This window comes from Spirochaetales bacterium (genome assembly GCA_016930085.1).
In the GTDB taxonomy this organism is placed as follows: Bacteria; Spirochaetota; Spirochaetia; order SZUA-6; family JAFGRV01; genus JAFGHO01.
The window spans coordinates 101,078-127,112 of sequence record JAFGHO010000107.1; the positions used below are offsets into that span (position 1 = coordinate 101,078).

19 protein-coding genes are annotated in these 26,035 nt (G+C 50.8%); 6 read left to right on the forward strand and 13 right to left on the reverse strand.

The window, feature by feature from the left end; translation table 11 throughout:
• Positions 1-83: 83 nt before the first annotated feature.
• Positions 84-2,696 carry a substrate-binding domain-containing protein gene (locus tag JW881_18660; GenBank protein ID MBN1699548.1) on the forward strand — a complete coding sequence of 871 codons (2,613 nt, stop codon included), beginning with the start codon at positions 84-86 and terminating at the stop codon, positions 2,694-2,696.
• Positions 2,697-2,778: 82 nt separating this feature from the next.
• On the opposite strand, the gene JW881_18665 is transcribed toward JW881_18660, so the two are convergent.
• Positions 2,779-4,818 carry a glycoside hydrolase family 9 protein gene (locus JW881_18665; protein ID MBN1699549.1) on the reverse strand — a complete coding sequence of 680 codons (2,040 nt, stop codon included), beginning with the start codon at positions 4,816-4,818 and terminating at the stop codon, positions 2,779-2,781.
• Positions 4,819-5,223: 405 nt separating this feature from the next.
• Between JW881_18665 and JW881_18670 the strand changes: the two genes are divergently transcribed.
• Positions 5,224-5,367 carry a hypothetical protein gene (locus JW881_18670; protein ID MBN1699550.1) on the forward strand — a complete coding sequence of 48 codons (144 nt, stop codon included), beginning with the start codon at positions 5,224-5,226 and terminating at the stop codon, positions 5,365-5,367.
• Positions 5,368-5,391: 24 nt separating this feature from the next.
• Here the strand turns inward: JW881_18670 and JW881_18675 are convergent, their stop codons facing one another.
• The 5 genes from JW881_18675 to JW881_18695 form a co-directional block, all read right to left on the reverse strand.
• Positions 5,392-7,101 carry a family 43 glycosylhydrolase gene (locus tag JW881_18675; protein MBN1699551.1) on the reverse strand — a complete coding sequence of 570 codons (1,710 nt, stop codon included), beginning with the start codon at positions 7,099-7,101 and terminating at the stop codon, positions 5,392-5,394.
• A gap of 155 nt (positions 7,102-7,256) precedes the next feature.
• Positions 7,257-8,519, reverse strand: coding sequence for a bifunctional phosphopantothenoylcysteine decarboxylase/phosphopantothenate--cysteine ligase CoaBC (gene coaBC / locus JW881_18680; GenBank protein MBN1699552.1), 1,263 nt, complete (start codon positions 8,517-8,519; stop codon positions 7,257-7,259).
• Positions 8,516-9,691: a tyrosine decarboxylase MfnA gene (gene mfnA, locus JW881_18685; GenBank protein MBN1699553.1), complete on the reverse strand. Its 1,176-nt coding sequence runs from the start codon at positions 9,689-9,691 to the stop codon at positions 8,516-8,518. Before mfnA ends, coaBC begins: the two co-directional genes overlap by 4 nt.
• Before the next feature lie 26 nt (positions 9,692-9,717).
• Positions 9,718-10,497 carry a phosphopantothenate/pantothenate synthetase gene (locus JW881_18690; protein MBN1699554.1) on the reverse strand — a complete coding sequence of 260 codons (780 nt, stop codon included), beginning with the start codon at positions 10,495-10,497 and terminating at the stop codon, positions 9,718-9,720.
• On the reverse strand, positions 10,487-11,407 hold the full coding sequence (locus JW881_18695; protein ID MBN1699555.1) for a GHMP kinase: 921 nt from the start codon (positions 11,405-11,407) through the stop codon (positions 10,487-10,489). Before JW881_18695 ends, JW881_18690 begins: the two co-directional genes overlap by 11 nt.
• A gap of 234 nt (positions 11,408-11,641) precedes the next feature.
• On the opposite strand from JW881_18695, the gene JW881_18700 reads away from it, so the two are divergent.
• Positions 11,642-12,988 carry a radical SAM protein gene (locus tag JW881_18700; GenBank protein MBN1699556.1) on the forward strand — a complete coding sequence of 449 codons (1,347 nt, stop codon included), beginning with the start codon at positions 11,642-11,644 and terminating at the stop codon, positions 12,986-12,988.
• Here the strand turns inward: JW881_18700 and JW881_18705 are convergent.
• On the reverse strand, positions 12,978-14,102 hold the full coding sequence (locus JW881_18705) for an NAD(P)-dependent glycerol-3-phosphate dehydrogenase (protein MBN1699557.1): 1,125 nt from the start codon (positions 14,100-14,102) through the stop codon (positions 12,978-12,980). The two genes, JW881_18700 and JW881_18705, sit on opposite strands and share 11 nt — an antisense overlap.
• Before the next feature lie 175 nt (positions 14,103-14,277).
• On the opposite strand from JW881_18705, the gene JW881_18710 reads away from it, so the two are divergent.
• Both JW881_18710 and JW881_18715 read left to right on the forward strand, forming a co-directional pair.
• Positions 14,278-15,714, forward strand: coding sequence for a HAMP domain-containing protein (locus JW881_18710; GenBank protein ID MBN1699558.1), 1,437 nt, complete (start codon positions 14,278-14,280; stop codon positions 15,712-15,714).
• Positions 15,701-17,068: a M20/M25/M40 family metallo-hydrolase gene (locus JW881_18715; GenBank protein MBN1699559.1), complete on the forward strand. Its 1,368-nt coding sequence runs from the start codon at positions 15,701-15,703 to the stop codon at positions 17,066-17,068. Before JW881_18710 ends, JW881_18715 begins: the two co-directional genes overlap by 14 nt.
• Positions 17,069-17,122: 54 nt before the next feature.
• Here JW881_18715 and JW881_18720 read toward each other — a convergent pair whose 3' ends face one another.
• Positions 17,123-18,019, reverse strand: a complete 897-nt coding sequence (locus tag JW881_18720) for an NAD(P)-dependent oxidoreductase (GenBank protein MBN1699560.1) — start codon at positions 18,017-18,019, stop codon at positions 17,123-17,125.
• 160 nt (positions 18,020-18,179) lie between these two features.
• A complete protein-coding gene (locus JW881_18725; protein MBN1699561.1) occupies positions 18,180-19,967 on the reverse strand; it encodes a hypothetical protein in 1,788 nt (595 codons plus the stop codon).
• Positions 19,968-20,265: 298 nt separating this feature from the next.
• Between JW881_18725 and JW881_18730 the strand changes: the two genes are divergently transcribed.
• A complete protein-coding gene (locus JW881_18730) occupies positions 20,266-21,177 on the forward strand; it encodes a serine acetyltransferase (protein ID MBN1699562.1) in 912 nt (303 codons plus the stop codon).
• A 94-nt stretch (positions 21,178-21,271) separates the two neighbouring features.
• On the opposite strand, the gene JW881_18735 is transcribed toward JW881_18730, so the two are convergent.
• From JW881_18735 to JW881_18750, 4 genes are all read right to left on the reverse strand, one after another.
• The gene (locus JW881_18735) at positions 21,272-21,943 is read right to left on the reverse strand and encodes a response regulator transcription factor (protein ID MBN1699563.1); all 672 of its coding nucleotides are present in this window, start codon (positions 21,941-21,943) and stop codon (positions 21,272-21,274) included.
• A gap of 401 nt (positions 21,944-22,344) precedes the next feature.
• On the reverse strand, positions 22,345-23,067 hold the full coding sequence (locus JW881_18740) for a hypothetical protein (protein MBN1699564.1): 723 nt from the start codon (positions 23,065-23,067) through the stop codon (positions 22,345-22,347).
• Positions 23,068-23,217: 150 nt separating this feature from the next.
• Complete coding sequence (locus JW881_18745; GenBank protein MBN1699565.1) at positions 23,218-24,267, reverse strand: hypothetical protein; 1,050 nt, start codon at positions 24,265-24,267, stop codon at positions 23,218-23,220.
• A 16-nt stretch (positions 24,268-24,283) separates the two neighbouring features.
• On the reverse strand, positions 24,284-25,825 hold the full coding sequence (locus tag JW881_18750; GenBank protein ID MBN1699566.1) for a SpoIIE family protein phosphatase: 1,542 nt from the start codon (positions 25,823-25,825) through the stop codon (positions 24,284-24,286).
• Positions 25,826-26,035: the final 210 nt, after the last annotated feature.

Here is a 26,035-nt window from a genome sequence, read left to right on the forward strand (position 1 = left end):
GATCCATCCTGCAAAGAACGGCGCTTCCCGCATTATTGTTGCTTTTTTTCCGCGGTTTTATTACTATATGTATGTAACAAACGATGAAGAGACATAAAAGGATTACAATCGGTTTTTTTATCGACTGGATAGAGAATCCATATCAGTGCAGTCTTTATTCCGGTATCAAGGAGAAGGCACTGGAAAAGGATGTCAATCTCCTCACCTTTATCGGGGGTGCGATCGAATCACCCAGAAAGCATGAACATCTGAAGAACTCCATTTACCGTGTCGTGAATAAAGATAATGTCGACGGATTGGTCGTTTCATCGGGTTCGGTAAGCCATTTCGTCAACCCCGAAGAGTTTTCCGGATTTATGCATGAATACATCGATATCCCGACCGTCAGCATATGCCAGCGCGTCGAAGGAATTCATTCGATTCTCATCGATAATCTCTCCGGCCTTTACCGGATGATTGTCCATCTCGTCGAAGACCACGGATACCGGGATATCGCCTTTATCAGCGGACTGAAAGGGAATTATGACGCGGATATCAGGTTCAACATATACCGCAAGGCGCTTACCGATTTCAATATACCGTTCAGGCCGGAACTGGTTCTGCCCGGTGATTTTACCCCGCAGGCCGGTGTCAAGGCGGTCCGGCATATACTCGATGAATTGAAAACAAAACCGCAAGCGATAATCGCGGCCAATGACGATATGGCGTTCGGCGCGATAGAAGAACTTCAGCGCCAGAATGTTGTCATTCCGAGGGATATCGCGGTTACCGGTTTTGACGACCAGGTTTCAAGTGAAATCATGAACCCGCCTTTGAGTACCGTCCGACAGCCGACATATCAAATGGGAACGAAAGCCCTGGAAATCGTCCTTGATATCATCGATCGCAGGGAAGTACCGCTTGAAATCTATCTGCCAACCGTTCCGGTCATCCGTGAATCATGCGGGTGTTACGGGGAATCCATTTCACAAAAAACGATCGGACTTAATCTGTCCGCGCCGATTGAAAGCGGCGTCGCAACCGGTGAAAATACAGGCAGCCCGGCGGATCATCTCGAAACCATTGTTCGGACTATCCCGGATCAAATGGAGGGAAAGTATGCTGCCGGGACGCAAAGCCTGAAACCGGAACATATCAGGGAGATCGTGCAATCATTGTTTCATGCCATGGAGGAGGATGACTTCAACATATTTACCACGACACTGAAAGCGTATCTCTATATGACCGCTTCATTCGACCGTGAAAAGGAAGTGATGTGGCAAGTATTTGTTTCCGCATTGAGAAAAGCGGTGCTGCCCTTTTTCCCGTATCACGAACATCATGTTATCGAACATATTTTTCACAAAACGCGGCTTTTAATCGACGATTATGCCGAACGCGTTTATTTACACAAGGCGATCAAGGAAGAACAGGCATACCAGATTTTCAGGGATATCGGCGAACACATTATTTCACTCGAATCGATGGAAGACGTGCTCGAAATCCTCGCGCTGCATTTTCCGGAATTGGGGATTCAGTCGTGCTACCTTTCACTATATGAGGGAAAAGGGAATAAGGGAAAACACTTTCGGGATTCGAGACTGCTTTTCGCACTCAACCCGCGGGGGCGCATTACAATCGGGAAGGAGGGAATCACCTTTCCGACCAGGAAACTCCTCCCGGACGGCGTGATACCGGACGAAAAACCGTATTCCCTCCTGGTCGAATCGATATTTTTCGGTAAAAATCAGCTTGGTATCGTGCTGTACGAACCGGGAAGCCAGAAAAGTTTTACATCGGAAATCATGAGGCGGCTGCTCCTTAACAGCGCGTTGAAAGGGGCCGCTTTCATTCAGCAGATACAGAACCAGGCGAAGCATCTCGAAGCGGCGAACATGGAACTGCATAAAACCCTGCATACCCTTAAAAACACCCAACAGAGGCTGGTCGAATCGAAGAAGATGGCGGCGCTGGGCGGGCTGGTTGCGGGGGTCGCCCATGAGATCAATACGCCGATCGGAATCGGTGTTACCGCCGCATCGCATCTCGCGAAAAAAACGGAGGAACTGCTTCTTAAAATCAACTCGAATGAATTGAGTAAATCCGAATTGGCCGATTATATCGAGATCGCCAATGAATCGACATCCATGATTCTTTCAAATCTGAAGCGCTCCCACGAACTTATAAAAAGTTTCAAGGGCATCGCCGTCGATCAATCGAGTGAGGAGAAACGGTCGTTTCATCTCAAGGAATATATTCAGGACATCCTGTTGAGTCTGAGGCCTCGATTGAAAAAGATAAATCATGAAATCGTCATCAATTGCCCCGATGACGTCAAGATATTCAGTTATCCGGGCGCGTTTTCCCAGATTATCACGAATTTGATTCTCAATTCGCTTTTCCATGCCTTTGAGGACATCGAACACGGAAGAATGGAGATCGATATCAAAACGGTCGACGATGAAATGATTTTCACCTATTCGGATAACGGCAAAGGGATAGAGGAGAAAAACATGCAGAAAATTTTCGATCCCTTTTTTACCACAAAACGGGCCCAGGGCGGTACCGGCCTTGGCCTGCACCTCATTTACAATATCATCACCCAAACCCTCGGCGGCACGATAAAGTGCAAAAGCAAACAGGGAAAGGGAACCAGGTTTATCATGAGGCTTCCGCTGGACAACAAAAAAAAATCGGCGGCCCAAACGGCGATGTAATTATAAAAAACGTCGGCGGCCTTGTCGCGCGGTTTTTGGACGGGAATGTTTCCGTGGAATATCAGGTGCGGCGCAGGTAGAATTAAAAACCGTCGATCAGTCCCACGTAGTATTGGGCGATACGCAGCGCGTCGACAATGTTGATCGTTCCGTCGCCGTTGACATCGGCTGCGCCCGGAATGAACCCGTCCGGATCGAGACCGACGTAATACTGGGCGGTAATAAGCGCATCGACGATGTCGACCGTGCCGTTCCCGTTCGCGTCGCCCGGCAGTGACGGGGGGGCGGTGGATGAGGGTGGCTGCGTCGGTGCCGCGGTCGCGACGCTGCCTGAGGGTTCGATGCCGAAGATCAACGCCCCTTCATGATAGGCGGTTATTTTCGTGTTAACGGTGAAATCGTTCGGCGAACTTGAATTAAAGGAATAATCGTTGCTCTGATCGTATTCGGCCCAATCCGGTTTCGTGATTCTGATCTGCATTTCTCCCGTATCCGTCCCGATCTTGAGAACGGGCGCCGAATCGAGGAATCCGATTTCGAGGAACCCGTCGTAGACGTTTCCCGTAATATGTTCCCGGCCCATCGAAGCCCAATCCACGAAAAACTCGTCCGGTCCGTTTCCTTCCGTGGTGAACCAGTAACGGATCGTAATCCCGCTCAGGGTAATGGGGACCGGTCCCGGGTTTTTCACCTTCATAAAAGGCTTGATCTGGTTCGATGCGGAGTTGGCCTCGGCCGGGCGGTAGAGAATTTCGAGCGTCGGGTGTTCCGGAGGGACGGGAGAAGGTGCGGGTTCACCGCCCGATTCGAAATATATCATCCCGGCCATGCCCAAAAGGTACGAGGCATTGTAGTCGATCGCGACTTCGTTCATCGTATAGTCGTTCACGTCGTCGGTATACCCGTCGCTTTCGTTCGGTCCGCCGACAAGGGCGCCGACCATACCGTTCGTCGACGATGAGTTTTTGTCCGGCTGGTTCGCCCTGTGGTGCGGGTGGCGCGGAGGATTGTTGAGGTAGTTGGTGATGTAGGAGCCGTTTCTCGGGTTGCTTCCGAGAATGTAGTCCATTGTTTTTTCCCCTGTTTCGTTATACAGGTTGATACCGACGAGTTTGCTTGCGAGAAAACCCAATCCGGCTTCGGCGGACGCGTACCGGAGAACGCCCCATGAATCGAGCCATGGGAGTCCGCCCGGTGTTTTATTGAGATCGCGGCTGTACCATGTAAGGTTATTCTCGACACCGATCATATATTTGAAGTTTTCAGTCAGTTGGGCCATTTTCAGCATGGCAAAGAGGGCAACATCGTCCCATGCGGGGGCCCATTCCTTCGCGTAATTGTCGTCCCCGTAATTGTTTCGTTCGTCCAGGTAGCCGTCGACCGGTTCGAGGTAACTCTCGTCCCCGGTCGCGACGGCGAGCCAGACCGCGGCCCAGGCAAGGTCGTCATAGTGGGACGACGATTTGTAAAAGTCGCAGGTGGTCTGCCCGAGATAATTCCTTCCGAGATCGTAGAGTTCCTTCGCCCCCTGAAGGCACATGGCCGCGTACGACGAATCGGTGTTGCGATAATTGAGGTACATCAGGGAGAGGGCAGCCGACGCTTCGCCGCAGACATCCGTGCCGGGATTGGACGCATTGATTATTTTAACCGGGCGGTCGTCCGTCTGTGTTTCCGGGGGGCCCCAGTAAGCGTGATCGGAATGACCGTCACCGACTTCCCAGTAAAGGACATGAGCCGAGGGATGGCTTTTCAAAATGAAATCGGTAAATCGCTTGATCACCGACATGAGCTTCGGGGTAAATCCGTTTCTGTCAAGGGTCGATTTGTATTCATAGAGGATCCACCCCAACACACCGGCCGTCCAGAATTGCGGAAGCCCGAATTTGACATGGTCGCCGGCGTCGTGATATCCGCCGGTCAGGTCGATCGAACCGTCGCCGTCTCCGGTATGACAGTTTCCCCGCCATGAAAAAACATTGTCCTGCCTCACATCGGTGCCGCATTTATTGGCGTCGAAAAACCGGACCCCCTTTTCAAAGGCATCGGCATAATCGTACGCCCACGCGAGAGAACCGATAAAAAGAAAAAGGAAAGTCAATAGAAAAAAATATTTTTTCATTTCACACCCCCCTGCATAAATTTGTTTTCATTGTTCGCTGTGAATCATGCGGACGTCTTTTTGTGTTCATTTTCTGTATTCGAAAAAATGATGAGACCTTTTCATCTATTAAAATTCCTTATTGGCCTCTTTTACTGAAAATCATTATACCATTTGTCCGGCCCCATGTCAAATGACTTCGATTATTCGAAGAAGACAGAGGGTCCAGTCATACCCGGCAGGTCGGCGGATTGTTAAAAAAAAGGAGATAATCGTGCAAAATAGTTATACATAGAGGAGTCCTTCATATGGAAAACAAAGCTTTTTTCTTTCAACTTTTTTCTCTTGTCCTCGCTTTCATGATTCTGCCGTTATTCCCATTACAGTCGGAGATCGTATCGGATCAATATTATCGACGCCCTGCTTGTGGCACGGTACTATGTCAGCCTTATCGGGCCCGATAGCGTCAATGTCGATACGGCGGACGTGAACTGTGACAATAAGGTCGATATTATCGACGGTTTGCTCATCGCCAGATTCTACGTGGGTCTCGTCTCGCAGTTTTGTTGAAACCTTAACGGGCGCTTCGGAACATCATGCCTGGCAGAAGCGGTCGATCAAGCCCACGTAATACTGTGCAACTAATAGGGCATCGACGATATCGATATTACCGTTACAGTTCGCGTCCGCACGACTCCGGTTGAATCCCTGTGGATCGAGACCGACATAGTACTGGGCCACGAGAAGGGCGTCCACGATATTGATCGCCCCGTCATCGTTCACATCACCGATAGCGCCGGTCGATCCGGGAGGATAATTTGAGAGCGTGAGGATTTCGGAGCCGCCGAGCTGCCTGTTGTAAATCAGGAAATCGTCGACGCTGCCGTTCAGATAGGGATCGCCGGCATACTGCGACCGGCCGATATAATTGCAGAGCGTGCCGCCCAGATCAACGGGGCTGAGGGTCATCGAAGTGTTCCTCCCCGCTTCGCTTCCGTTCACGTAGAGGATTCCCGTGTTTCCGCTTTTGGTCACGGCTACATGCTGCCACGAGCCCGTCGGAAACGATGAACCGTCGATGCGCTGTTCGTCCGAGTTGCCGGCGACGGTAATGGCAAACCGGATCGTCCCGGAATCGCATGAAGGGGTGAGAAACATGTTGCATGTCGTATCGGAGCCGAAATCGAAAATTCTCGACCAGGTGCCCGCCGAAACGAGATTGACCCAGGCGGCGATGGTAAAATCGTAGAGTTCCATCGTGATGTTGTCCGGTACATCGATATAATCGTCCGTTCCGTCCAGCGTATACGGCCCGCCGCTCCAGACGGGATTCTGTGATGCAGGCGGCGGCGTCGGTGCGGCTGTCGGAACAGCGGTCGGTTCGTCGATGCCCCCGCCATTGTTGTCTGTGTAGACGATTCTTTCTATTGTGGTTCCATTGACGTACATTTTGTCCACGCACACCGACCTGCTGTAAGGGTTGTCGTTCGATAATTCCTCCGTATGGTAGGCGTACCACCACTGACCCTTGTAATATGCGGCGCCTTCGTGATTGGTTCCCGAACCGGTCGGGGTACCGATGACCCCCCGGTACTGCCACGGGCCCGTGATACCCGAACTTGTCGCGTAGCGGATTTCGGACGGCCACGGGGAGTCGGCATACATGAGGAAATAGGTACCGTTTTCCTTGATGACAAAGGGGGCTTCGAGATAGGAGGTGAGTCCGGGGACATCCATGACACTGCCCGCGAGTGAGGTCATGTTACTTTCAAGCCGCGCGTAGCGGCAGTTGCCGTCGCCGCCCCAGAACAGATAGGCCTGTCCGTCGTCGTCGATAAAACACATGGGATCGATATCCCGTGCCGCGTGGCCCGGTGTATTACCGTCGATAATCGGCCCGCCGTTTATGTCTTCATAAGGACCGGTGACCGATGTACTCCTCAAGACCCCGATCTGCCGGTCGTTACTCGCGTAAAAATAAAAATAACCGTTTCGATAGACGATGGACGACGCCCACGCGCGGTTGTCCGGCATCCAGTTTATCTGGTCAGGCCGCAGAATCTGGCCGTGATCGGTCCAGTCCCTCATGTTTGTCGACGACAGCAGCCTCCACGCGTACATATTGAAGCCGTCCGTGTTGACCTCGTCCTGACCGCAGACAATGTAAAATCTGTCGTTATAGACAAACGGATTAGGATCTGCCGTACGTACGTTTGTCACGAGCGGATTTCCGGCATACCCCGCCGATATGACGATAAAAAGCAGCATGAGCGAGATACAGACCGTCATTGCTTTTTTTTTCATGGGTTCCTCCTTTTTTCGTGAAAGGCATGTCGTGTTAACGTAAACGCCGGCGACAAAAAACACACTTTTTTAGTTTTATGTTCGACATTATTATATCCTGTTTGCGGATAATGTCAAGGAAAAAGCGTGGTTTAAGGGTTTCGGTACATCCGGGCTTACCGATTCCTCTTTTCAAGCCCGCGGTTTATCGCTTCGATTATTTTCACGGCCACCTCCGTCTTCGATGAAGGCCCCACATGAAGGACGTTCCTTTTATGATCGACGATAAACACCTCGTTCGTGTCTCCTTCGAATCCCGATCCTTTTCTCGCCACGTCGTTTGCGACAATGAGGTCGGCATCCGCCTTTTGAAGCCGGACGAATGCGTCCGCAATTATTTGTTCGTCCTCGAGCCCGGTCACGGCCCGGAAACAGACGAGAAAAACCTCAGGACTCTTTTTCCTGATTCCGTCGATGATCTTTGGCGTGGGAACAAGGTCGAGTGAGAGTGTCTTCCGTCCGGAGGTGGCGATTTTTGTATCTGATGATTTTTTCACGGTCCAGTCGCCGACAGCCGCGGCCGCGATCACGATATCGACCCCTTTCGATTCGAGCCGTCGAGAGACCTCTTCCTGCATCTGTGCGGCCGTCTCGACGCGCACCACGCGGACGCCGTACGGCAACGGCGCGGTCCCCCTACCATAGACGACCGTCACATCCGCACCGGCCAGATGAGACGCGGCTGCCAGCGCCATCCCCATTTTTCCGGAACTTCTGTTCGTGATGATTCTCACCGGATCGATATATTCGATCGTTGCCCCCGCCGTAATAAGGACACGCAAGGATTCGAGGCGTCCTGCGGAAGAAAACCGGGTAATAACATGTTGAATGATTGCATCCGTGTCCGGGATTTTTGCCTTTCCCTCTTCGACAAGAGGATCGAGGACATCGATGCCCATTTGTCTGAGACGAAGAATATTTTCCCTGAGAATGGGGTGATTGTACATGGATTCATGCATCGCCGGGACGATCACCAACGGTATTCCTTCACCGATGGCAGTCGTCGCCACCGTCGTTACCGGTGTGTCGTCGATGCCCGATGAGATCTTGCCGATGGTATTTGCCGTCGACGGGGCAATGAGAATGAGGTCCGCCTTTCCCGCGACATTCCCTGCGAGACGCACATGTTCCAGCGCGCCGGTCAGTTCCGTTACCGCGGGATTCCCTGTCGCCCAATGCATGAGATCGGGATGTATGATACGGCACCCCGCGGCCGTCATGACCGGATATACCTCGTAGCCGCGCCGCATGAGACCCCGCGCGATATCGGGTGATCTGACCGCGGCGACGCTTCCCGTTATGCAAAGAACGATCTTTTTGCCTTTACCGGATTCTTCGATCGAACCGGTAATATCCTTTGACGGGTGACAGTTTTTCACGATACCCCCCTCAGTTTGGCGCATATGTCGCTGAGATCGTCGATAAACTTGTCGATATGCTCGCGATAGACGTGGGGCATGAGGACAATACGGATGTGGTTCGGAAAAAGCGAGATCGCCCATCCCTTTTTTCTCAATCGTTCCGCGATCGAGCCGACCGGATGAACCTTCGAGGTAATACCGGCGATATTGATCACCGGCTTTATCATCATTTCGACATCCTCGATGCCGGCGATTTTTTCAGCGAGGTAGACGGTCGAATCCATACACCTCCTGATGATCGTCCGGTACCCCTGACGCCCCAGGTGGTTGAGGAGCGACCAGACGGAGAGAACCGACGCCCCCGACCTCGTTCCGACGATCGTCGCCCGAGCGTTTTCTCCGCCCGACAGGTAAGGAACGGGAATGCGCACCGTCTCAGAGAGTTCTTTCGTCCTGTAGAGAATACCACCCGCCGGAATGACGGCCATGCCCATCTTGTGAGGATCGATGGTCATGGAAGACACCCCCTTGAGTCTGAAGTTGAACGGGGGCTGTTCGTAGCCGAGTTCTTTGAGAAACGGAAGCACATATCCCCCGAAAGCGGCGTCGACGTGAAGGTGGATGTCCGCTTCGAGGGCGATCGCGGACAATTCATCGATCCGGTCGACGACACCCAGCCCCGTCGTCCCAGCGGCACCGACGATGGCGATGGTGTTGGGCGAAAGAGCCCTTTTTACCTTTTCGATATCGATGCGGAATTGTCCGGTCACTTTGATTTTTTTGAGTTTCAGACCGATGAGTTCGGCTGCCTTGTCAAAGGAAAAATGCGCGTCTTCGGAGAGAATGACTTCGGGCGTTCTCACCTTTTTTTTCATTCTTTTTTTTGCCGTCCACATGGCAAGGATATTGGCCTCAGTCCCCCCGGTAACGATGTGTCCTGCGGCTTTTCTCAATCCGACCAGGTTCCCGAGCAACGCTATCGCCTCTTTCTCTATTTCTTCCGTCGCGTTGACAAGGCCGGGGTCGCCGATATTTTTTTCGATGTACCGCATGAATATCTCTTCCGCAAAGGGGTGGGGCCTGGTGCACATCGAGCCGAGTATTTTCCCGGAATTGAAGGTGAGGTCCTTCATGAGACGGTTTTTCAATTCCGCCGATATAATGTCCTGATCTTTCCCTTTATCTTCCATAATTAATTACTTTATACACAATATATTCATGGGATATCCGTCCCGCCTCCGGCGAGCAGAAGCAGCCTGTCGCAGATCGCCCGCAACGCTTCCCCGGTGTTTTTTTTGTTGTCGTAGCTTTCGACGATCCGCTTGAGGGCGGGACGCGGTGTTGTTTTCAATTCCTTCACCTTTTCAATAAGTGCGGGAAGGGTACGGGTGATATTATCGACAATCGTGATATGCGCCGTCCGGGAGGTACGGGACAGGGGATTGAGATCGACGGTAATCACCGTTTTACCGCAGCGGACCAGCGCTTTCGTCCTGTCGCCGTCTTCGAGCGGAACGAGAACGACATCCGCTTTCAGTATGCCGTCCGGATCGACACGCCTTCTTTCACTTTGAAGTTCGTCGATGACCTCCGACGCCGCTTCGCCAACGCCGTAAATATGCCGGCCACCGGCATCCAGAAGCGCCTTGCGGACGGCCTCTTCACGTTCGCGCGTCCGGTAGAAAAGGTTGACTTCAAGCCGGGCGCCCGTGATCTCGGAAAGCCCGACCAGTTCACGGGGCACGAGAACCGCCGTATTGCCGTTGACCGAAATCACCGGTGCGGCGGCATTAAGAAGTGAAGCGGCGGCGGCTTCTATCGCCCGCTGTGCCTGGGGGATCGTTTTTTCACCGATGAGATAATCGAACGCCTCCCCTCTGCCGTGTGCGATAAGTCCGGCATACGCCACGACATTGTCTTCCACACCACGGATGAGTGCCTCACGTATTTTGAGTGAGGCCGCCCTTGGATGTGATTCCGGTATGTTAATTCCCATCCAGTACCCTTGCTCCCTGATAATCGATATCACAGACTATACTATTTTTACTTCCTGTACAAGTAAAAAGAAGATGCCGCACTTTCTCTGCCGCATCCTCCCCGACGATGGTGAACACACCCCGGCCGAACATCGGCATACCCGCCGTAATTCCTTCATCGTCGAGAACGCGAAGGATGTGATGAGTCGTCGCATCCGCGAGGCCCGTTTTTTCCGTAAAATGGCGGGAAAGACGCAAAAAAGCGGGGACGGTCGGGTCTTTGACAAGCTGTTTGATGAGTTTTTTGCCGTACCTGTTCACCGCGCGCCTGGTCTTTTTTTGCCGGAGCAGTTCCTTTGTTTCGAGACCGCCGAGAATGAGGGCGACGGCCTTGTACCGGCGGTCGGGCGGAATCTGAAGCATCCTCCCGGTTCCCGGCGCGCCCGGCGCGATACGTATCTCGATACCCCCGAATGTTTCTCCGATAACGGTCCCGAGGCCCGTTTTCATTTCAACCTCGGCCCGATGGGCGAGTCCGGCCGCCTCGATACGTGAAAGTCCGGTCCCAAAAGCCTCATCGAGCGATAAGGCGAGACTCAGGGCCCCGGCCCCGCTCGTCCCGCATCCCGCTCCGATTGGAAGGTCGATTGTGTGATCCACCTTGATGCGGCAGGAATCGTCCGTTCCGGTAAGATCGAAAAAAAGATCGATAACCCGTTCGGATACGGCCGCGTTTCCGGCCGGTATTCCATTGATGATGATATCGATTGTCCTTTCGGGAGCCGTTTCGACGGTAAGCATGGTGGTGACGCCTTTTTCAAGAGAAAATCCGGCACCCAGCGAACCGGAGTGAAGCGGTGAGCGTCCGGTATCGTGAATATAAAAAAATCCCGTTATATGGCCGGGGGAAAAGGCCGTTACCGTTTTCATATAGCCTCTGTTCTTTCTTTCTATAATCGATTGTACAGCGTAGCTTATTTTTCGCAATGTTACAATATCCGTGATGTCACCGATGCAACAGGTTCGAAATGCGGACACAGGTGTTTCTAAAATATTGATATGAGTATGATGTAATGAAAAAGGATCGCCCTCTTGAGGATTTGCCGTTTTTAGTACACGTTGATAAAAGCAAAGCGATAGGATACACTGTCCGCCTGAGTAATAATGATGAAAACCGCGAATATGCCGCACGCATTGCTTATATTTCCCCCCGTATATGATTTCGCCCTTTTTGATCTTTTCATAAAACCGTTTCCCCTTCTTACGATAGGGAAAAGCCTCGAACGGGCAGGCTACCGCGTATCGCTTTTGAACTGCCTTGACTACACCGATGAAACCTCATGCCGTTTTCTCTCTGCTCCCCGCCGTCATGAAAACGGCACGGGAAAATTCTTCAAGCAGCATATCGAAAAGCCCGTGGCGCTTAAAAACATCAAGCGGTATTATTCCCGCTATGGAATCATTACGGAAGAAATCGAACGGCGTGTCTCAGGCATCCGGCCCGATATCGTGTTGGTGACGACGGGGATGACGTACTGGTATCCGGGTGTCCGGGAAGCGGTCCGGATCGTAAGAAAATACCATCCGCGGGTTAAGGTTATTGCCGGCGGTACCTACGCGACATTATGCTCTTCTCATTGCATCGAGGTAACCGGCGCGGACGAGGTCATAAGCGGTCCGGCCTCGCCCCGTCTCGGTGAAGTGTGCGGCTCACTCGGTCTTCCCGTTCCCGATGCCCCGCACGACAGTGACCTGCTCATCCTCTCGGATATTTATTCGGATGCGGCCGTCTTGAAAATTCACAGCGGGTGTCCTTTCAGGTGCAGGTATTGCGCGTCCTCACTGCTATCGGGAGACTTTCATAACGGCGATCCCGCTTCCGCCTTTGCCCTGCTGCGGGAAACTCACGGCAGGCTCGGAACTCGTGTCTTTGCCTTTTATGACGATGCCCTTCTCGCAGACAGGGAACGGGGGATCATTCCATTTCTTCACATGGTATGTGATTCGGGTCTCAATGTGAATTTTTACCTCCCCAACGGCATTCACCTCCGGTATCTCGATACGGAGCTGGCGGTATTAATGAAAAAGGCCGGATTCCGTGAAATAAGGATCGGGATAGAGAGTATGCGTCCGGACTTTCACCGCAGCTATGACAACAAGGTGTCCGTCGGTGCGTTGGGTGACGCCGTCGATCTGCTTAAAAAGGCCGGTTTCGGGGGGCATGAGATCGGGTGCTATATTCTCGCCGGACTTCCGGGACAATACAGTGAAGACGTCGAGGAATCCGTAAGGACGCTCTCCCGTTACGGGGTGAGAATATACATCGCGGAGTTCTCGCCGGTGCCGGGAACGCCGATATGGAAGGAATGCGTTCGAACATCGGTGTATCCCCTCGAGGAAGAACCCCTCTTTCATAACAACAGCATTTTCCCCTTTGCATGGAAACATTTCAGGAGAACGGACCTGGAATCGATCAAGCGGTTGGCACGTTCGCTTTCCGTCAAAGAATAGACGGCCATATTCCCGTTTTTTTGCTTTCCAACGTCCCGAATCCCGTACCCCGGGTTATTCCTTTAAGGATCCGCTCGACTTCCTGCATGGGTTTGACCTGACAGTCCAGAATCCTGTACACACCAGTCGATATCGGCAGCTTGAGTTTCCGTTCCCTGACAAGGTCATGGACGCGCTGTGCGGCCAGAATGCCTTCGGGGAAATAACCGAACGAATTGATATCATCGATCACTTCCTCGATATTTTTGTAACTCGAAAGCCTTCTCTGGAAAATAATCTCCCTTCCCAGCCTCCTGTTTCGTCCGTAAATGCTTCTGCAGGTGACATCGAGATCGCCGACACCGGCGATCGACGTGAATGTTTCCTGGTGCGTGGCGCCCATCGCTTGACCGAGGATCTGTATCTCATTGAGCCCGGCAGCGAGAAGCAGACTTTCGGTGTTGTCCCCGAAGTCCTGTGAAAGCTCCTTGAGGGCGTCGAGGACGCCGAACGCGATCGCGATGACGTTTTTCAGCCCCGCGCTTACCTGGACGCCGATCACGTCGAAAGAAGAAAAGACGATGAGTTTGCCGCCGGAAAGCAGTTCCCTGAACTTGATCGAATTCACCCCGTTCGACGACGCGCTTATCAGGCCGGTGATCTTTCCACGCGCCACCTCTTCCGCGTGAGACGGGCCGGATATATAGGTGAGGTTTCCCTTGTAGAAGCCGGGAAGATAATTTTCGAGCGCTTCGGTGATGAGGAGGGTTCCGGCGTGTGTTTTTATGAAGCCTTTCGTGAGAATACCGATCTGCATCCTGCCTTCGATGATATCCGGAATCTGGAGGATTCGTTTTGTTATTTCGACGATATAGAGAGAGGGGACGGCGAAGAGGAGGTACTCCTTGCCTGTCACCGCCTTTTGAATGTCCGTGGTGGCCCGTATGTTGGGGGGAAGCTGCACGCCCATGAGGTACCGGCTGTTGACCTTCTCCCTGTTGATCTGTTCAGCCACTTCCTTTTCAAAACACCATATTTCAACGGGAAAGCCCTTTTCCGCGATGACTTTAGCCATCGCCGTTCCCCAGGCCCCCGCCCCAAGAATACAGATTTTTCTTTGTTTTTCGGGACCCATAACCGTATCCTCTGTTACATTAATATCGTTATCCCGATTATATTCCAAATTATCCGCTTTGCCTATAACCGTATGGGATCAATATGAAAAAAGAAATTTTCGCTTTCTTTTTTTTGACATTTTACTTGAAATCAATTAGATTGTAAGGGTTGAGTCTATCGGAAAGAGGTAGGGAATGAATAAAAAGGCAAACCTAAAAACACTGAACCGAATGCTGGTTTTTGTTCTCGTCATAATAGTGGTTTTTTTGGTCGACCGGATATTCCTCCTGTTGAGTTTTTCCGGTATCGAGCGGACTATACTATCGACAGAATATGTTTCTTTTTTCAAAGATGTGACGAACAAGTTCGGGGAGATACGTTTTATTCTTTTCGGTTCAATAGGAGTAATCGTCGTCATCAGCGGTATTCTCCTCGTGAGACTCTGGCTGTTATTCAAGCCGGTGACGAGCCTCATATCCGGGATAAGAGATTTCGCTTCGAAGAACCTGACGGTGCGGGTGAATGTCAAATCGAAGGACGAGATCGGTCAGATCTGTCAGGCATTCGACGGTATGGCCGGGGAGTTCGACGACTGCCTGACATCGATCAAATCCGGTTCGGAAGAAGTCGGGAAGGTCAACGAAAACCTCACCACCGCGGTCAATGAATCGAGTGCCGCGGTCAGACAGATGGTCGCTTCAATCGACAGCGTCCACAACAATCTGGAAAAGCATAAGGCGGTCGTTGATGAAACGATAAAATCGATAAACGGGATGATTTCGATCACCGAACAGATAAAAGGGCATATGGAAAGCCAGGCGGGGGCGGTCGCGGAAAGTTCCGCGAGTATCGAGGAGATGGTCAGCTCGATCAATTCGGTAAATACGAGTTCCCAGAAAGCGGAGGAGTTCGGGAAGGGACTTTCAATCATCGCACGCGAGGGCGGTGAAAAAATACAGACAATGATGAACGCGATGCAGGAAATACAGGTCGCCTCCTCCAAGATCGCGGAAGCGATCGGCGGTATCGCCAGGATTGCGGCAACGACGAATCTGCTTTCCATGAACGCGGCGATCGAGGCGGCGCACGCCGGGGAAACGGGAAAAGGATTCGCCGTAGTCGCGGAAGAGATCAGAAAACTCGCCGCCGATTCATCGGGTGAGGCAAAGACGATCAAGCAGATCGTCAAGGAAACAATCGAAAAGATCGAACACGGAACGAAACTTTCTTCGGAAGCCGCAAAAGCCTTTGAAGAAATCATGGTCGATATCGACAAAACGGCCCATCTTATCATGGAGATTTCGAGTGCCCTCAGTGAACAGCGTTCGGGTGCGCAGGAAATCCTGAAATCCATGGAACACCTGGTGCAGTCTTCGGCCGAAATAGGGGAGGCGATCGGCCGTGAAACAAAAGAGGGGAGCAAGGTTATCGAGGCCACGGGAATGCTCGACCAGGTGGCGACGGAAATTCTTCACGCCTCATCGGAACAGAAGCTGGGAAGCGAGGAAATACTGAAAGCCCTTCAGGTATTGCAGGACGTGTCGGAAAAAATACAGGAAACCGTAAATAATTTACAATCGACCGTCACTGAGTTCAGGGTATCGGATAACAAGGATCGTGGCGGGAAATAAAAAATCGGAAAATAAAGTCGTGTCTCTTCTTCAGGAGCTTATTCGCAACCGGTGCGTCAATGACGGAAGCCCGGATTCGGGAAATGAGATCAAATCCGCCAGGACACTGAAACGTTTTTTTGAATCAAATAACATAAAAACGGAGATACTCGAATCGCGAAAAGGAAGGGCCAGCATTCTCGCACGGGTCCCCGGAACAAGACCGGGTTCTCCTTCTCTCATGTATATGTGTCATCTCGATGTTGTTCCGGCGGACGAGGACGGCTGGAAGTTCGATCCCTTCGGGGGAATAAGCCATGGCGGCTATATATGGGGGCGGGGGACGGTCGATATGCTCAATATCGCTTCCTGCCAGGCGGTTGCTTTTGCCGATATTATTAAGGAAAAAAAACGGCTTCCCGGTGATCTGATTTTTCTTGCCGTCGCGGACGAGGAGGCGTCGGGAAGATACGGGGCGCGGTGGCTGGTTGAAAATCACTGGAAAAAGGTGAAGGCGGATTACATGATTACGGAGGCCGGAGGGTTTTTCGTCAAAGGGAAACACGGAAATGGAATCGTGATTACCACCGGGGAGAAGGGAATCGCCTGGACCAGGCTCACGGCAAAAGGGAGATCAGGGCACGGAAGTCTTCCCTATATGGCGGAAAACGCGGCTTTAAGGATTTCAGGGGCGATTTCCCTGCTCGCCAATCACGCGATGCGGATAGGGATCTGTGACGAATACCGGGAAATGGTACGGAGTATGAATCTGGGAGGCCTCGCGCAGGCGCTTCTCACGAATCCGATTACCCTTGACACCGCTCTCCGCCGCCTTTCATCCTCATCACCGGGCATGGCGCGGCATCTTCACGCGATTTCACGGATGACATTCAGCCCCAATATTCTAAGGGCGGGCGTAAAAACGAATGTCATTCCGGATAAGGGGACATGCGAGCTGGACATCCGTATTCTTCCCGGCCAGACAGTGGAGGATGTGACGGAGGAAATAAAGCGGACGTTGGGCCCGGATATGGACAAGTTTGAGATGGAAGTCGTCGATTATTTCCCGTCCAATGTCTCGGAAAAAGACACGCCGCTTTTCGATGCGACCTTCGAGATTGTACAGGCCATGTACCCGGGTGCCAGGCCGATTCCCGCTTTATTCAGCGGGGTTACGGACGCGAGGTTCTGGAGGGTCAGGGGAACGATCGTTTACGGATTTTCTCTTTTTGATGAATCGATGACCATGGACGAATACACGGGAGTACTGCACGGCCGGGATGAAAGGATTTCAATCAACAACCTGGAACTTACCTATCGATATTTTCTCAAGCTGCCCGAGGTTTTTTACCGTCTTGCCGAAGAGCGGGGATAGCGGAAAACCTAAAGAAAAACCCAATACGCAACCGAATATAGTCAGTTTTGAAAGTCAAACCGTCTCAATGAGAAACTCAAGATGTTCCCTGATCTTTTGCCTGCAGGAAAACGACAGACCGAAATGGGCTTTAATGGATTCGACATCGAAAAGGAGTGGTTGTTCATCGTATCCTTTATCCTCCAGAATGACGCTCGTCGATGAACCGGTCATCGTTATCGCTTCAAAAGCGATCGCTTCCCATGTAATATATTCGCTTCCGAGGCAGAAATAGCATTCCCTGTTCACGTTTGATGCCAGAACGGCTTCATATACTTTCGCGAGGTCGCCCGCCCAGATAAACTGTGTCCCGTCATGTTTTGTCAGGGTGAGGGGGTGATGCTTTTTCACGGCGGCGGCAATGTGACGGAAACGGTTGTCGGATTCGATATATGCGCCCGGAATCACGGGATTGCCGAAGGTATATCCCGGACGGATAATGTTGCAGCGTATCGGGAACATATGGGAGACCGCGTAAAGATACTGCTCGGATGCAGCTTTTGTCGCACCATAGTAGGTGACCGGTTCACTTTCACGATATCCCTTTCCACGGTGCGGATTATTACCCGTTGCCGCCGTTGATGATGTATAGATAAGGTGTTTCACGCCAGCCCGTGCGGCCGTCTCGAAAATAAAGACGGAAGGAAACGTATCGTTTTTAAGCATGCTCGTTGCGATATCCCCCCAGCCGAGTGCAATATGGATGCACGCGTCCTTTTCATGCATATGTTTCTCGATAATATGAAAATCCGTTAAAAGTCCGGGGATAATGGACACACCGGCAAGCGTGTGTAACGCCGGTACCTTGTCCGGATTACGGGCAAGAATCGTGATCGAATGACCCGCGTCGGAAAGCCGTTTTACCACGTATGAACCGATAAATCCGGTTCCCCCTGTTACAAATATATTCATCGCCTTGACTCCTCATTGGTTTTGCTTTTATCCGTCCCGGGGAACTCCATCCGCCTGTGACAATTCCCTCCCCATTAATATCGTTCATACCGGTGGTATGGTTAACCGGTAAAAAACCGTATTTTCTTCCCGTGAGTTTTCACGGGAAGCCTCGCGCGCGTTATTGTGCGCTGTTGATCTCCCGTGTGTTATCGGGCATGTCGATAAGCGATGACGATTGGCCGCTTGTGGGAAAATGGCGCGCATCCGTTACGCGGGAAAAACGGCCCGCCGGTCGGATTCTGCGAATCAGTTCGAAGTTGCAGATGATGACGGCGGGTTTTTTATCGATGTCGTGAAGAAGGTTGCCCCTGCTGTCGAGTGAGAGAAGCAGGTGGGACCCCTTCATGTTCAGATCCTCGAATCCGGCCTTGAATAATTTCTTTTTTTGCCGCTGTAAAAGCTGTTTGTATTCTTTTTTTGAAATAAGTCCGATTTTACAGGCGTAAATCGCATTGACGCTGCTGTAATAGTTGCCGTCATACAGGGCAAGCATATCGTCGGGTCCGTTCCAGTAGCCCCAGATCAGCAGATAGTCGCGATCTTCTCTCAGGATCGGCGTGTCGTCGGGATTGCGAAGATCGCTGTGGGCTATATATCGCCTCTTGTCGCTGAGTGACGAATCGATATCGATGGCGTTGCCGGTCATATAAATGGCTCGCGGATATATCGTCTGAATGCCTTTTTTATTCAATTCCAGCGCGATGCTTACCTCTTCGAAGGGGCTGTTATAGCCATGCTCGATAATACGGCGGGCGTGTCCGCCGAGCGGATCGACATGGGGGAGGAGCCCGACCCGCGATACCTTCCAGACAAGGTGGATATTGTCTTTTGTTACGGTATGGTATATTTCACTTGTGGCGGAAAGCTTTTTCCTGGGTGTCTTTTCCCATCGTTCGGGAAGAAAATAATCGAACAACTCCGGGTCCCTTCCCACTATCCAGAGGGCCCCGTGGGTAAACTCCGCGTGCCCGTAAATATAGTCGACACCCATAATCGTCCGTGATTTGAGGTACGGTGGAATGCTTTTAAACCCGCTGTACGAGAAGCGGGTACTTTGTCGTCTCAGATAATTGGTTCTTTTCGCGTTTTTGACGATTCTATCCCGTTCGGTAGTCCGCTCAAGAAGTTCGAAATCGACAAGCGCATACGGGATGCTGCCGTCTTTGGTACGTTTAAGGGCGCGGTCTTTTCCGGGTCTGATGATGATGTGATGGGGCTTTCTGTCCCTGACATGAAATCCCTTGTTTCTGAGTTCTTTATCGACATGCAGCGTGAACGCTTTCATCGTTTCCCTGTCGACGATCCCGAGGGTGTGGGCTTTTGCGAGGTCGATTCCCTTGACCCATTCATAGATCATAACGTATGAACGGTACATATTGAGTTCTATTTCTTCATGGGCGGCGATTTTGTTCCGCATTTTGTACTCACGCCTGCCGGATTCCCAAAGTTCGACGTGTTCGTTCGGGACATAGACGGCAAGCGGTTTTTGTGTAATGATTCTGCCCGGGGATTCATACTTGGTGTTTCTCAATTCCATGACCAGTGAAAACTCCTCGAAGGGGCTGTTGAACTCTGCACCTGCAAACTCTTCAAAGTCTTCCGCGCCCGGTATGTCCTGTCCCATTCTATTCCATTTGATTACCACGTCTTTACATACTCCATTCACCTCTTTTGTTCTTACACGGTAGGTGCAGCTTGTACCCGATAATCGATCGGAGTGCGCCTGAAACCAGTCCCTGTCGGTCAGAAATTGACGAGGTTCCAGTTGATGGTAAAATGGTATGCCGTATTTCGTTACATAGAGGTCTTCATTCTCATTGAGACCGATATGGAGGTAATGGATCCCCAGAATTTGTGTGACCTCCGAGTTTTTAATCGAAAGCGACAGTTTCCCGAATTTCATCACATCGGAAATGTTTTCCATAACCTAAATATAGTGAAAAAAAGCCGGTCGATGCAACTCGAACAGGGCCCGGTTGGGGCGGAGAACATCGATTTTTGTACATACGGCCGGCTTCGGAAAACGTCCTTACCAATGCGGTTTGTTGCCGTGCCGATTTAGATTAATATATAAGTTGACAATTTAAATCTAAACGGATATATTTATTATAAAAATGGTTATATAAAATGGGAGTATATCGCGCGGCCCGGTATAGGAAAGGAGGGGACGGATGAAAGAGAAGGATGACTGGAAAAAAACGACAATGCATCATCTTGTCGATATCCTCGGGCAATCGTATGAAAAACAGAGAGGAATAAACCATGTTGACGGACTCAATCTACCCACGACCGAATCCGTCGTTGAGATTATCAGGGATTTTTTCAGAATCATATTCCCCGGTTTTATCGGAAATGAGGCCGTGACCACGTCTTCAGTTCGCTATTATGTGGGATCGATCATCGAACAACTCTATGATAAATGTGTGGAACAAATAACGCGTGCGTTGAAGTATCAGTGTACCCTGAACAAATGCGACGAATGCGATTGTGAATGGAGGGCGAAACATATTACCGAAAAGCTTCTTCAATCGCTTCCCGAAAACAGGCGATTGCTGAAACTCGATGTCGAGGCGGCCTATGACGGGGATCCTGCCGCGAAATCCCTTGACGAGATTATTATGGCCTATCCGTTCATCAAGGCAATCACGGTCCACCGGATCGCACATATCCTCTACACCGAACAGGTTCCCCTTATCCCCCGTATCATGAACGAGTGGACGCATTCGGAAACCGCTATCGATATCCACCCGGGGGCGAACGTCGGTGAATCGTTCTTCATCGATCATGGCAGCGGTGTGGTTATCGGTGAAACGACGGAAATAGGAAACAATGTGAAAATATATCAGGGGGTCACCCTCGGCGCCCTCTCGTTTTCCAAAGACGAACGCGGTAAGATGATCCGGGGGACAAAAAGGCACCCGACCCTCAAGGATAACGTGACGGTATATGCGAACGCGACGATTTTAGGCGGACATACCGTCATCGGCAAGAATGTGGTGATCGGCGGTAATACATGGATAACCGAGTCCGTCGAACCGGATACGGTCGTCACTATCAGCAATCCGGAACTCTGTTACCGAAAAAACGGTGAATGTGGAAGCCGTGTCACTTCATGAAGCGTCTCGGGAAGACGAAGTGCCCCCGCCATTATCGCGGCGTTTTGCTTCCGGACCGCTTCAGGGGATGGTACGAAATGCGGTTTTCCTGCGCCTAATTCGAAATGTTGTTGTTCGACCATTCAATGGCGAACTGGCGTAACTCTATGGCGTTTTTCATATGCAATTTTTTCTTGAGGCTTTTTCTGTACGTCTCGATCGTTCCCGGTTTGAGATAGAGTTTCTCCGCGATCTGGTGAGGTTTATACCCTTTTCCGATGAGTCTGAATATCTCGAACTCGCGATCCGATAATCGCTGAATCGGGTCGAATGATTTTGACATGATGCTGTCCACCATTTGGGTGAGAATGGTGTCTTCCATATCGGGACTGAGATAAATTTTCCCGTCGATAATCGTTTTAATCGCCGAGATGACGCAGGAAGGATCTTCCGATTTCATGACATATCCCTGGGCACCGAGGTTCAGGGATCTTGTGGCGAACACCGCTTCATCATACATCGAAAGAACGAGGCAGTAGGTGTCGGGATGGTTGTGGCGGAGAATCTTCACCAGTTCGAGACCGTTTTTTCCGTTGAGTGAAATATCGATAATGGCAAAATCGAACCGTTCGTTTTCGATGAGTAAAATGGTTTCTTCAAAAGTCGAGGCCTCTCCGATGACCTCGAATCCTTCTTCGCTGTTTATCAGGTAGGCAAGACCTTTGCGAAAAATCGGATGATCATCGATAATAATGAAACTGACAACATCCTTGCATGTTTTTATCATTGCTTTTTCCCCTTTCGTTTCACTCCGTATCGTGCATCATATGTTCGTTTTTAATGAGTACAACCCCCGCAAACGGACGATCCTGTACCCGCGCATTATAACGGGCGGATACACAACCCGGCATGAATGCGCTGGTCACCGTATCACATAAGATTTCATCAGCGTGGTATGGTGTCCTCATGATTCTCCGGAACCGATGATGACAGACACCGAGTTAGGTTTCTTCCTCGTTCATCATTATACACCAGAAATTGGTTTTATACAGTAGAATTTTTCAAGAAATTTTACTATTTTCCGTCAGTGAGGCTTTCGTCAAAGCACCCATTTTTCACGGTGCGGCATACAGGCCGGGGATAAGGAGGCGGTGTATCGTTACGGATGACCGGGAACAGGAGGCATTCTTATTCGGACAACCCGGGGCCGTCGATTCGGATAAGCACGTCATTTCCCGAAACGAGTCTGTCTCCGTCGATTTTGAGGCGACGCGGAAACGGGCTCCCGGAACCGAGATCGACCGACACCGAAAGCCCGTCGATGCTGTAACGGCCTTCATACGTTACGGGCATTCTCGCTTCCGGGCCGAGGATTTCTTCGATGACCACCGATCCGTCCTCCCGGAAACTCCATGTCCACTCACCCGATACCCTCGATTTTTTTCTCGCGGTCATTTTCCAGGTTCCGATGACCGGATTCATAACGCTCTCCTTTCCCTCTTTTTCGACAAATCCGCCCGCCTCATCTCCATTGTCGTTCGAGAGGATAAAATCATATATTTCATCTACCCTGAGTTCCCACGTCGCCCCCTGTATCGGATCCGGGTAAAATAGAAAAAAAGTATCTTCGACGTGTTGTTTTTTCGGGATTTCAAGGTAGACCGGTGAACGCGGCGTCTCGTCGGTAATATGTTTTTGAGTACCATCGGGAAAAAGGTAAATGGTCGCTGTGAGAGTTTTATCGAGTGAGGTCGTATTTTTAACACGAACCGTGAAATTGACGATCCCGTCGATACAGGACGGCGCGTGCGAAACTGAAATTTCCAGTCCCTTTTGTTTTATTGTTTTCGCGTGGACAGGTATGAGAGCAAGGATAACCAAAAGGGATAAAACTGCGTACCATGTTTTCATTTCAAACACTCATCCTTTCAGAACGCGCGTTAACCGCCCGTTTATCGTGTGTTAAAAAAGCGGTATATAAACGACATCCGCCGCTTTTTCAAACGACGTCCGCCGTTATTCCTTTCTCTTCCGCTATTCACGGATGTCGTACGCCATGCGTCATTCCATAAGCACGGCGGTCATGAATGACCGGTACGCCTCCGCCATCTCCGCATTCAGGGGGATATGATCCGGATCGAATCGAAATGAAGGACAGGCAATCGCGTAGGCGAGGGATTCTCTGTTTTCCTCCCAGGAGGTTTCCCATCGCGAAGCGGGGAAAAAGAGGAGGGGACCGGATGTTTCCCGGTGCGTGAAGGGAAGAAGGGGATTACTCTCTTCAGCGATCGGGACACATCCCAATGCCCCGGTTTGAAAGAAGGCGTAGCGGTAAACGCCGTTGTTTTCATTGACGCTATTTCGTATATGCAAAGCGGGAATCTCAGGGCCGCCTCCGGGTTCGGGGAGGTCGATGAACCACTCGCATTGCAGGCCGGAAGCCTTGCCTTCTTTTTTTTCGATTATCCCGGTGTCGGAAAGAAGCCATGTTTCCTCCCGGACCGAACATGTGCCGTTTTCGTCAAGCCCGAGACGGACGAGACCCACGATACCGTTCGTAAGCATATCCGGATTGAGACCGATCCAGTTTCCCGTCAGGTCCTCATCCAGATATGCGTTCATGATGTGCGGATGTTTTTCAAGGGGAAATCGCCGGTCCGCGGCGTAATCGGATATACATTTTATTGAAAAAGCGATACGTTTCGACGCGAGAACCGCCTCCGTTCCGGAGTCGATGACGGAGAAAAAGCCGTGATACGGTTCGTCCGGGTTCCCCTTTTTTTCGAGTAAAAGAATGGGATAAAAAAACCATGCCGCCGTTTTCCAATGTGCGGGGTCAAAAGGAACAGCGTGTTCCTCCTGTTGTACCGTCGAACCGGAAGGCCATGTATCCTGATCTATTCTGAACGTAAAAATGAGTGAAGCCCCCGGAGAACCGAAAACATAGACATCGGTGACGGTAAACATCACCCCCGCCTCTCCGTTCCGGATGTCTTTTTTCATAATGATATTCCCGATTGAACAAAGGGGGGGATCGGCAAAGAGGGGAGAATGACAGGCGGGAAGAGAGAACCATATAACGATCACGATCGACAGATTTTTGATATTCATTTGTTTTCTGTCTGCCTCATTCCCTTTCGATAATAAAAAGTGACGCATCGTCCTTGTATTCCTGCTTCATGTGCCACCCGCGTTCTTCATTTTCAAGATTACGGATGAGATCCGGAATCTTGATCTTTGTATTGTTTTCGATAAAGGCAACAAGACGGTTAAAGCATATCTGATTTATGTCTGCAAACGTGGAATCGATAAGCCCGTCGGAATAGAGAAAAAGCCTGCTTTGGGGTTCAAACGTAAACTCGTATTCCGACAGCACCGGTTCCGCGGTCATTCCGATCGCGCTCCCGTTTGCCTGGATGATTTTAATCTTACCCTCATGACCCTGATAGATTGGGGAAGGATGTCCGGCGTTAACGAGACGGGTCGATCCTGTTTTTATATCGGTTATCGCGTATACCAGCGTGAAATATGGATTATCCTTTTCCGCGATAAAGAAGCGGTTGTTCAACTCCCGGGCCACTTCGCCGGGAGAACGTATCATGGATTGAGAGCCGTCCTCCGGCTGCCGGACCAGTATGCCCCCCTTGTTCGGGGCCGGAGAAAGGAATTGATGCAGATTCATGGAAAAAAGCGCCGTCGTAAAACCATACCCTGAAACATCGAGCATGAAGAAACCGATGTGGTTCTCGTCGAGTGAAAAAAAGTTGAAACTGACTCCGGAAGTGAGGATACTCGGTATGAAATACCAGGTGCTTCTGAATCCCGAAATCCGAATTCCTTTTCTGGGCAGGAGCCGCACCGGTTCGGTTACATTCCCGCGTGCGGGTTTATCCGATTGGCGATGGCGGTCATGTTTTTTACGGATACCGAAAAAAATGATGACGATGCCAATGACGTTACCCATTTTGTTTTGAAGCGGCGCGACCGAATATTCAATGGGAATCTTTACCTTGTCTTTTGTCATGAGAAGGAGATTTTCGCCTTTTGTCAGTTTTTTGAAAACGATCGATCTGTCCATGGGAAACGAGGCGAATGCCCCCGTCGCACTGTCGATAACGGGAAATACATCCGTGATGCGTTTGCCGGCCACTTCGTGCTGCGCCCACAAGGTGAGTTGTTCGGCAAATTGATTGATGAACCTGATTTCCCCTTTGACATTTACTACAATAAGCCCCTGGCCCATTCCCTTGAGAATCGACGAGTACCATTCACTGTTCTGTCTGAACTCCTTGGCCTTTCTCGCTTTCTGCAAGGTCATCTCAATGGCCAGTATCAATGATTTTTCCGAAAGGGGTTTGAGGATATAACCGTAAGGTTCGGTAATTTTCGCCCGTTCGACGGTTTCGTTGTCTGAGTACGCGGTAAGGTAGATAATCGGGATATCGTACATGTCCTTGATCGTCGAAGCGGTCTGGATCCCGTCCATCTCCCCCTTGAGGGTGATATCCATGAGAATCAGGTCGGGCTCCGTCTCGCCTGCCTGCTTGATCGCGTCTTTTCCGTTTGCCACCGGAGATGGAACATCATATCCAGCGGCAACAAGTCCTTCCTGAATTTGCAGGGCAACAATACTTTCATCCTCGACGACCATGATTCTCGCTTTAGCCACACGTCCCTCCTTCTTCGCACTACTCACTATAGTCTATCATTATATACTGACACAATCAAATATTTTTTTACGGAAGGGAAAAAAGACCGGGATTTTTTGCGATAACGCGGCCCGAAAGCATTGCCTTGAGAAAAATCTATTGAACAATATTTTCCCTTATGATAAAAATAGAGAGTACATTATTGTAAAAGGAGAATGACAGGTATCGAT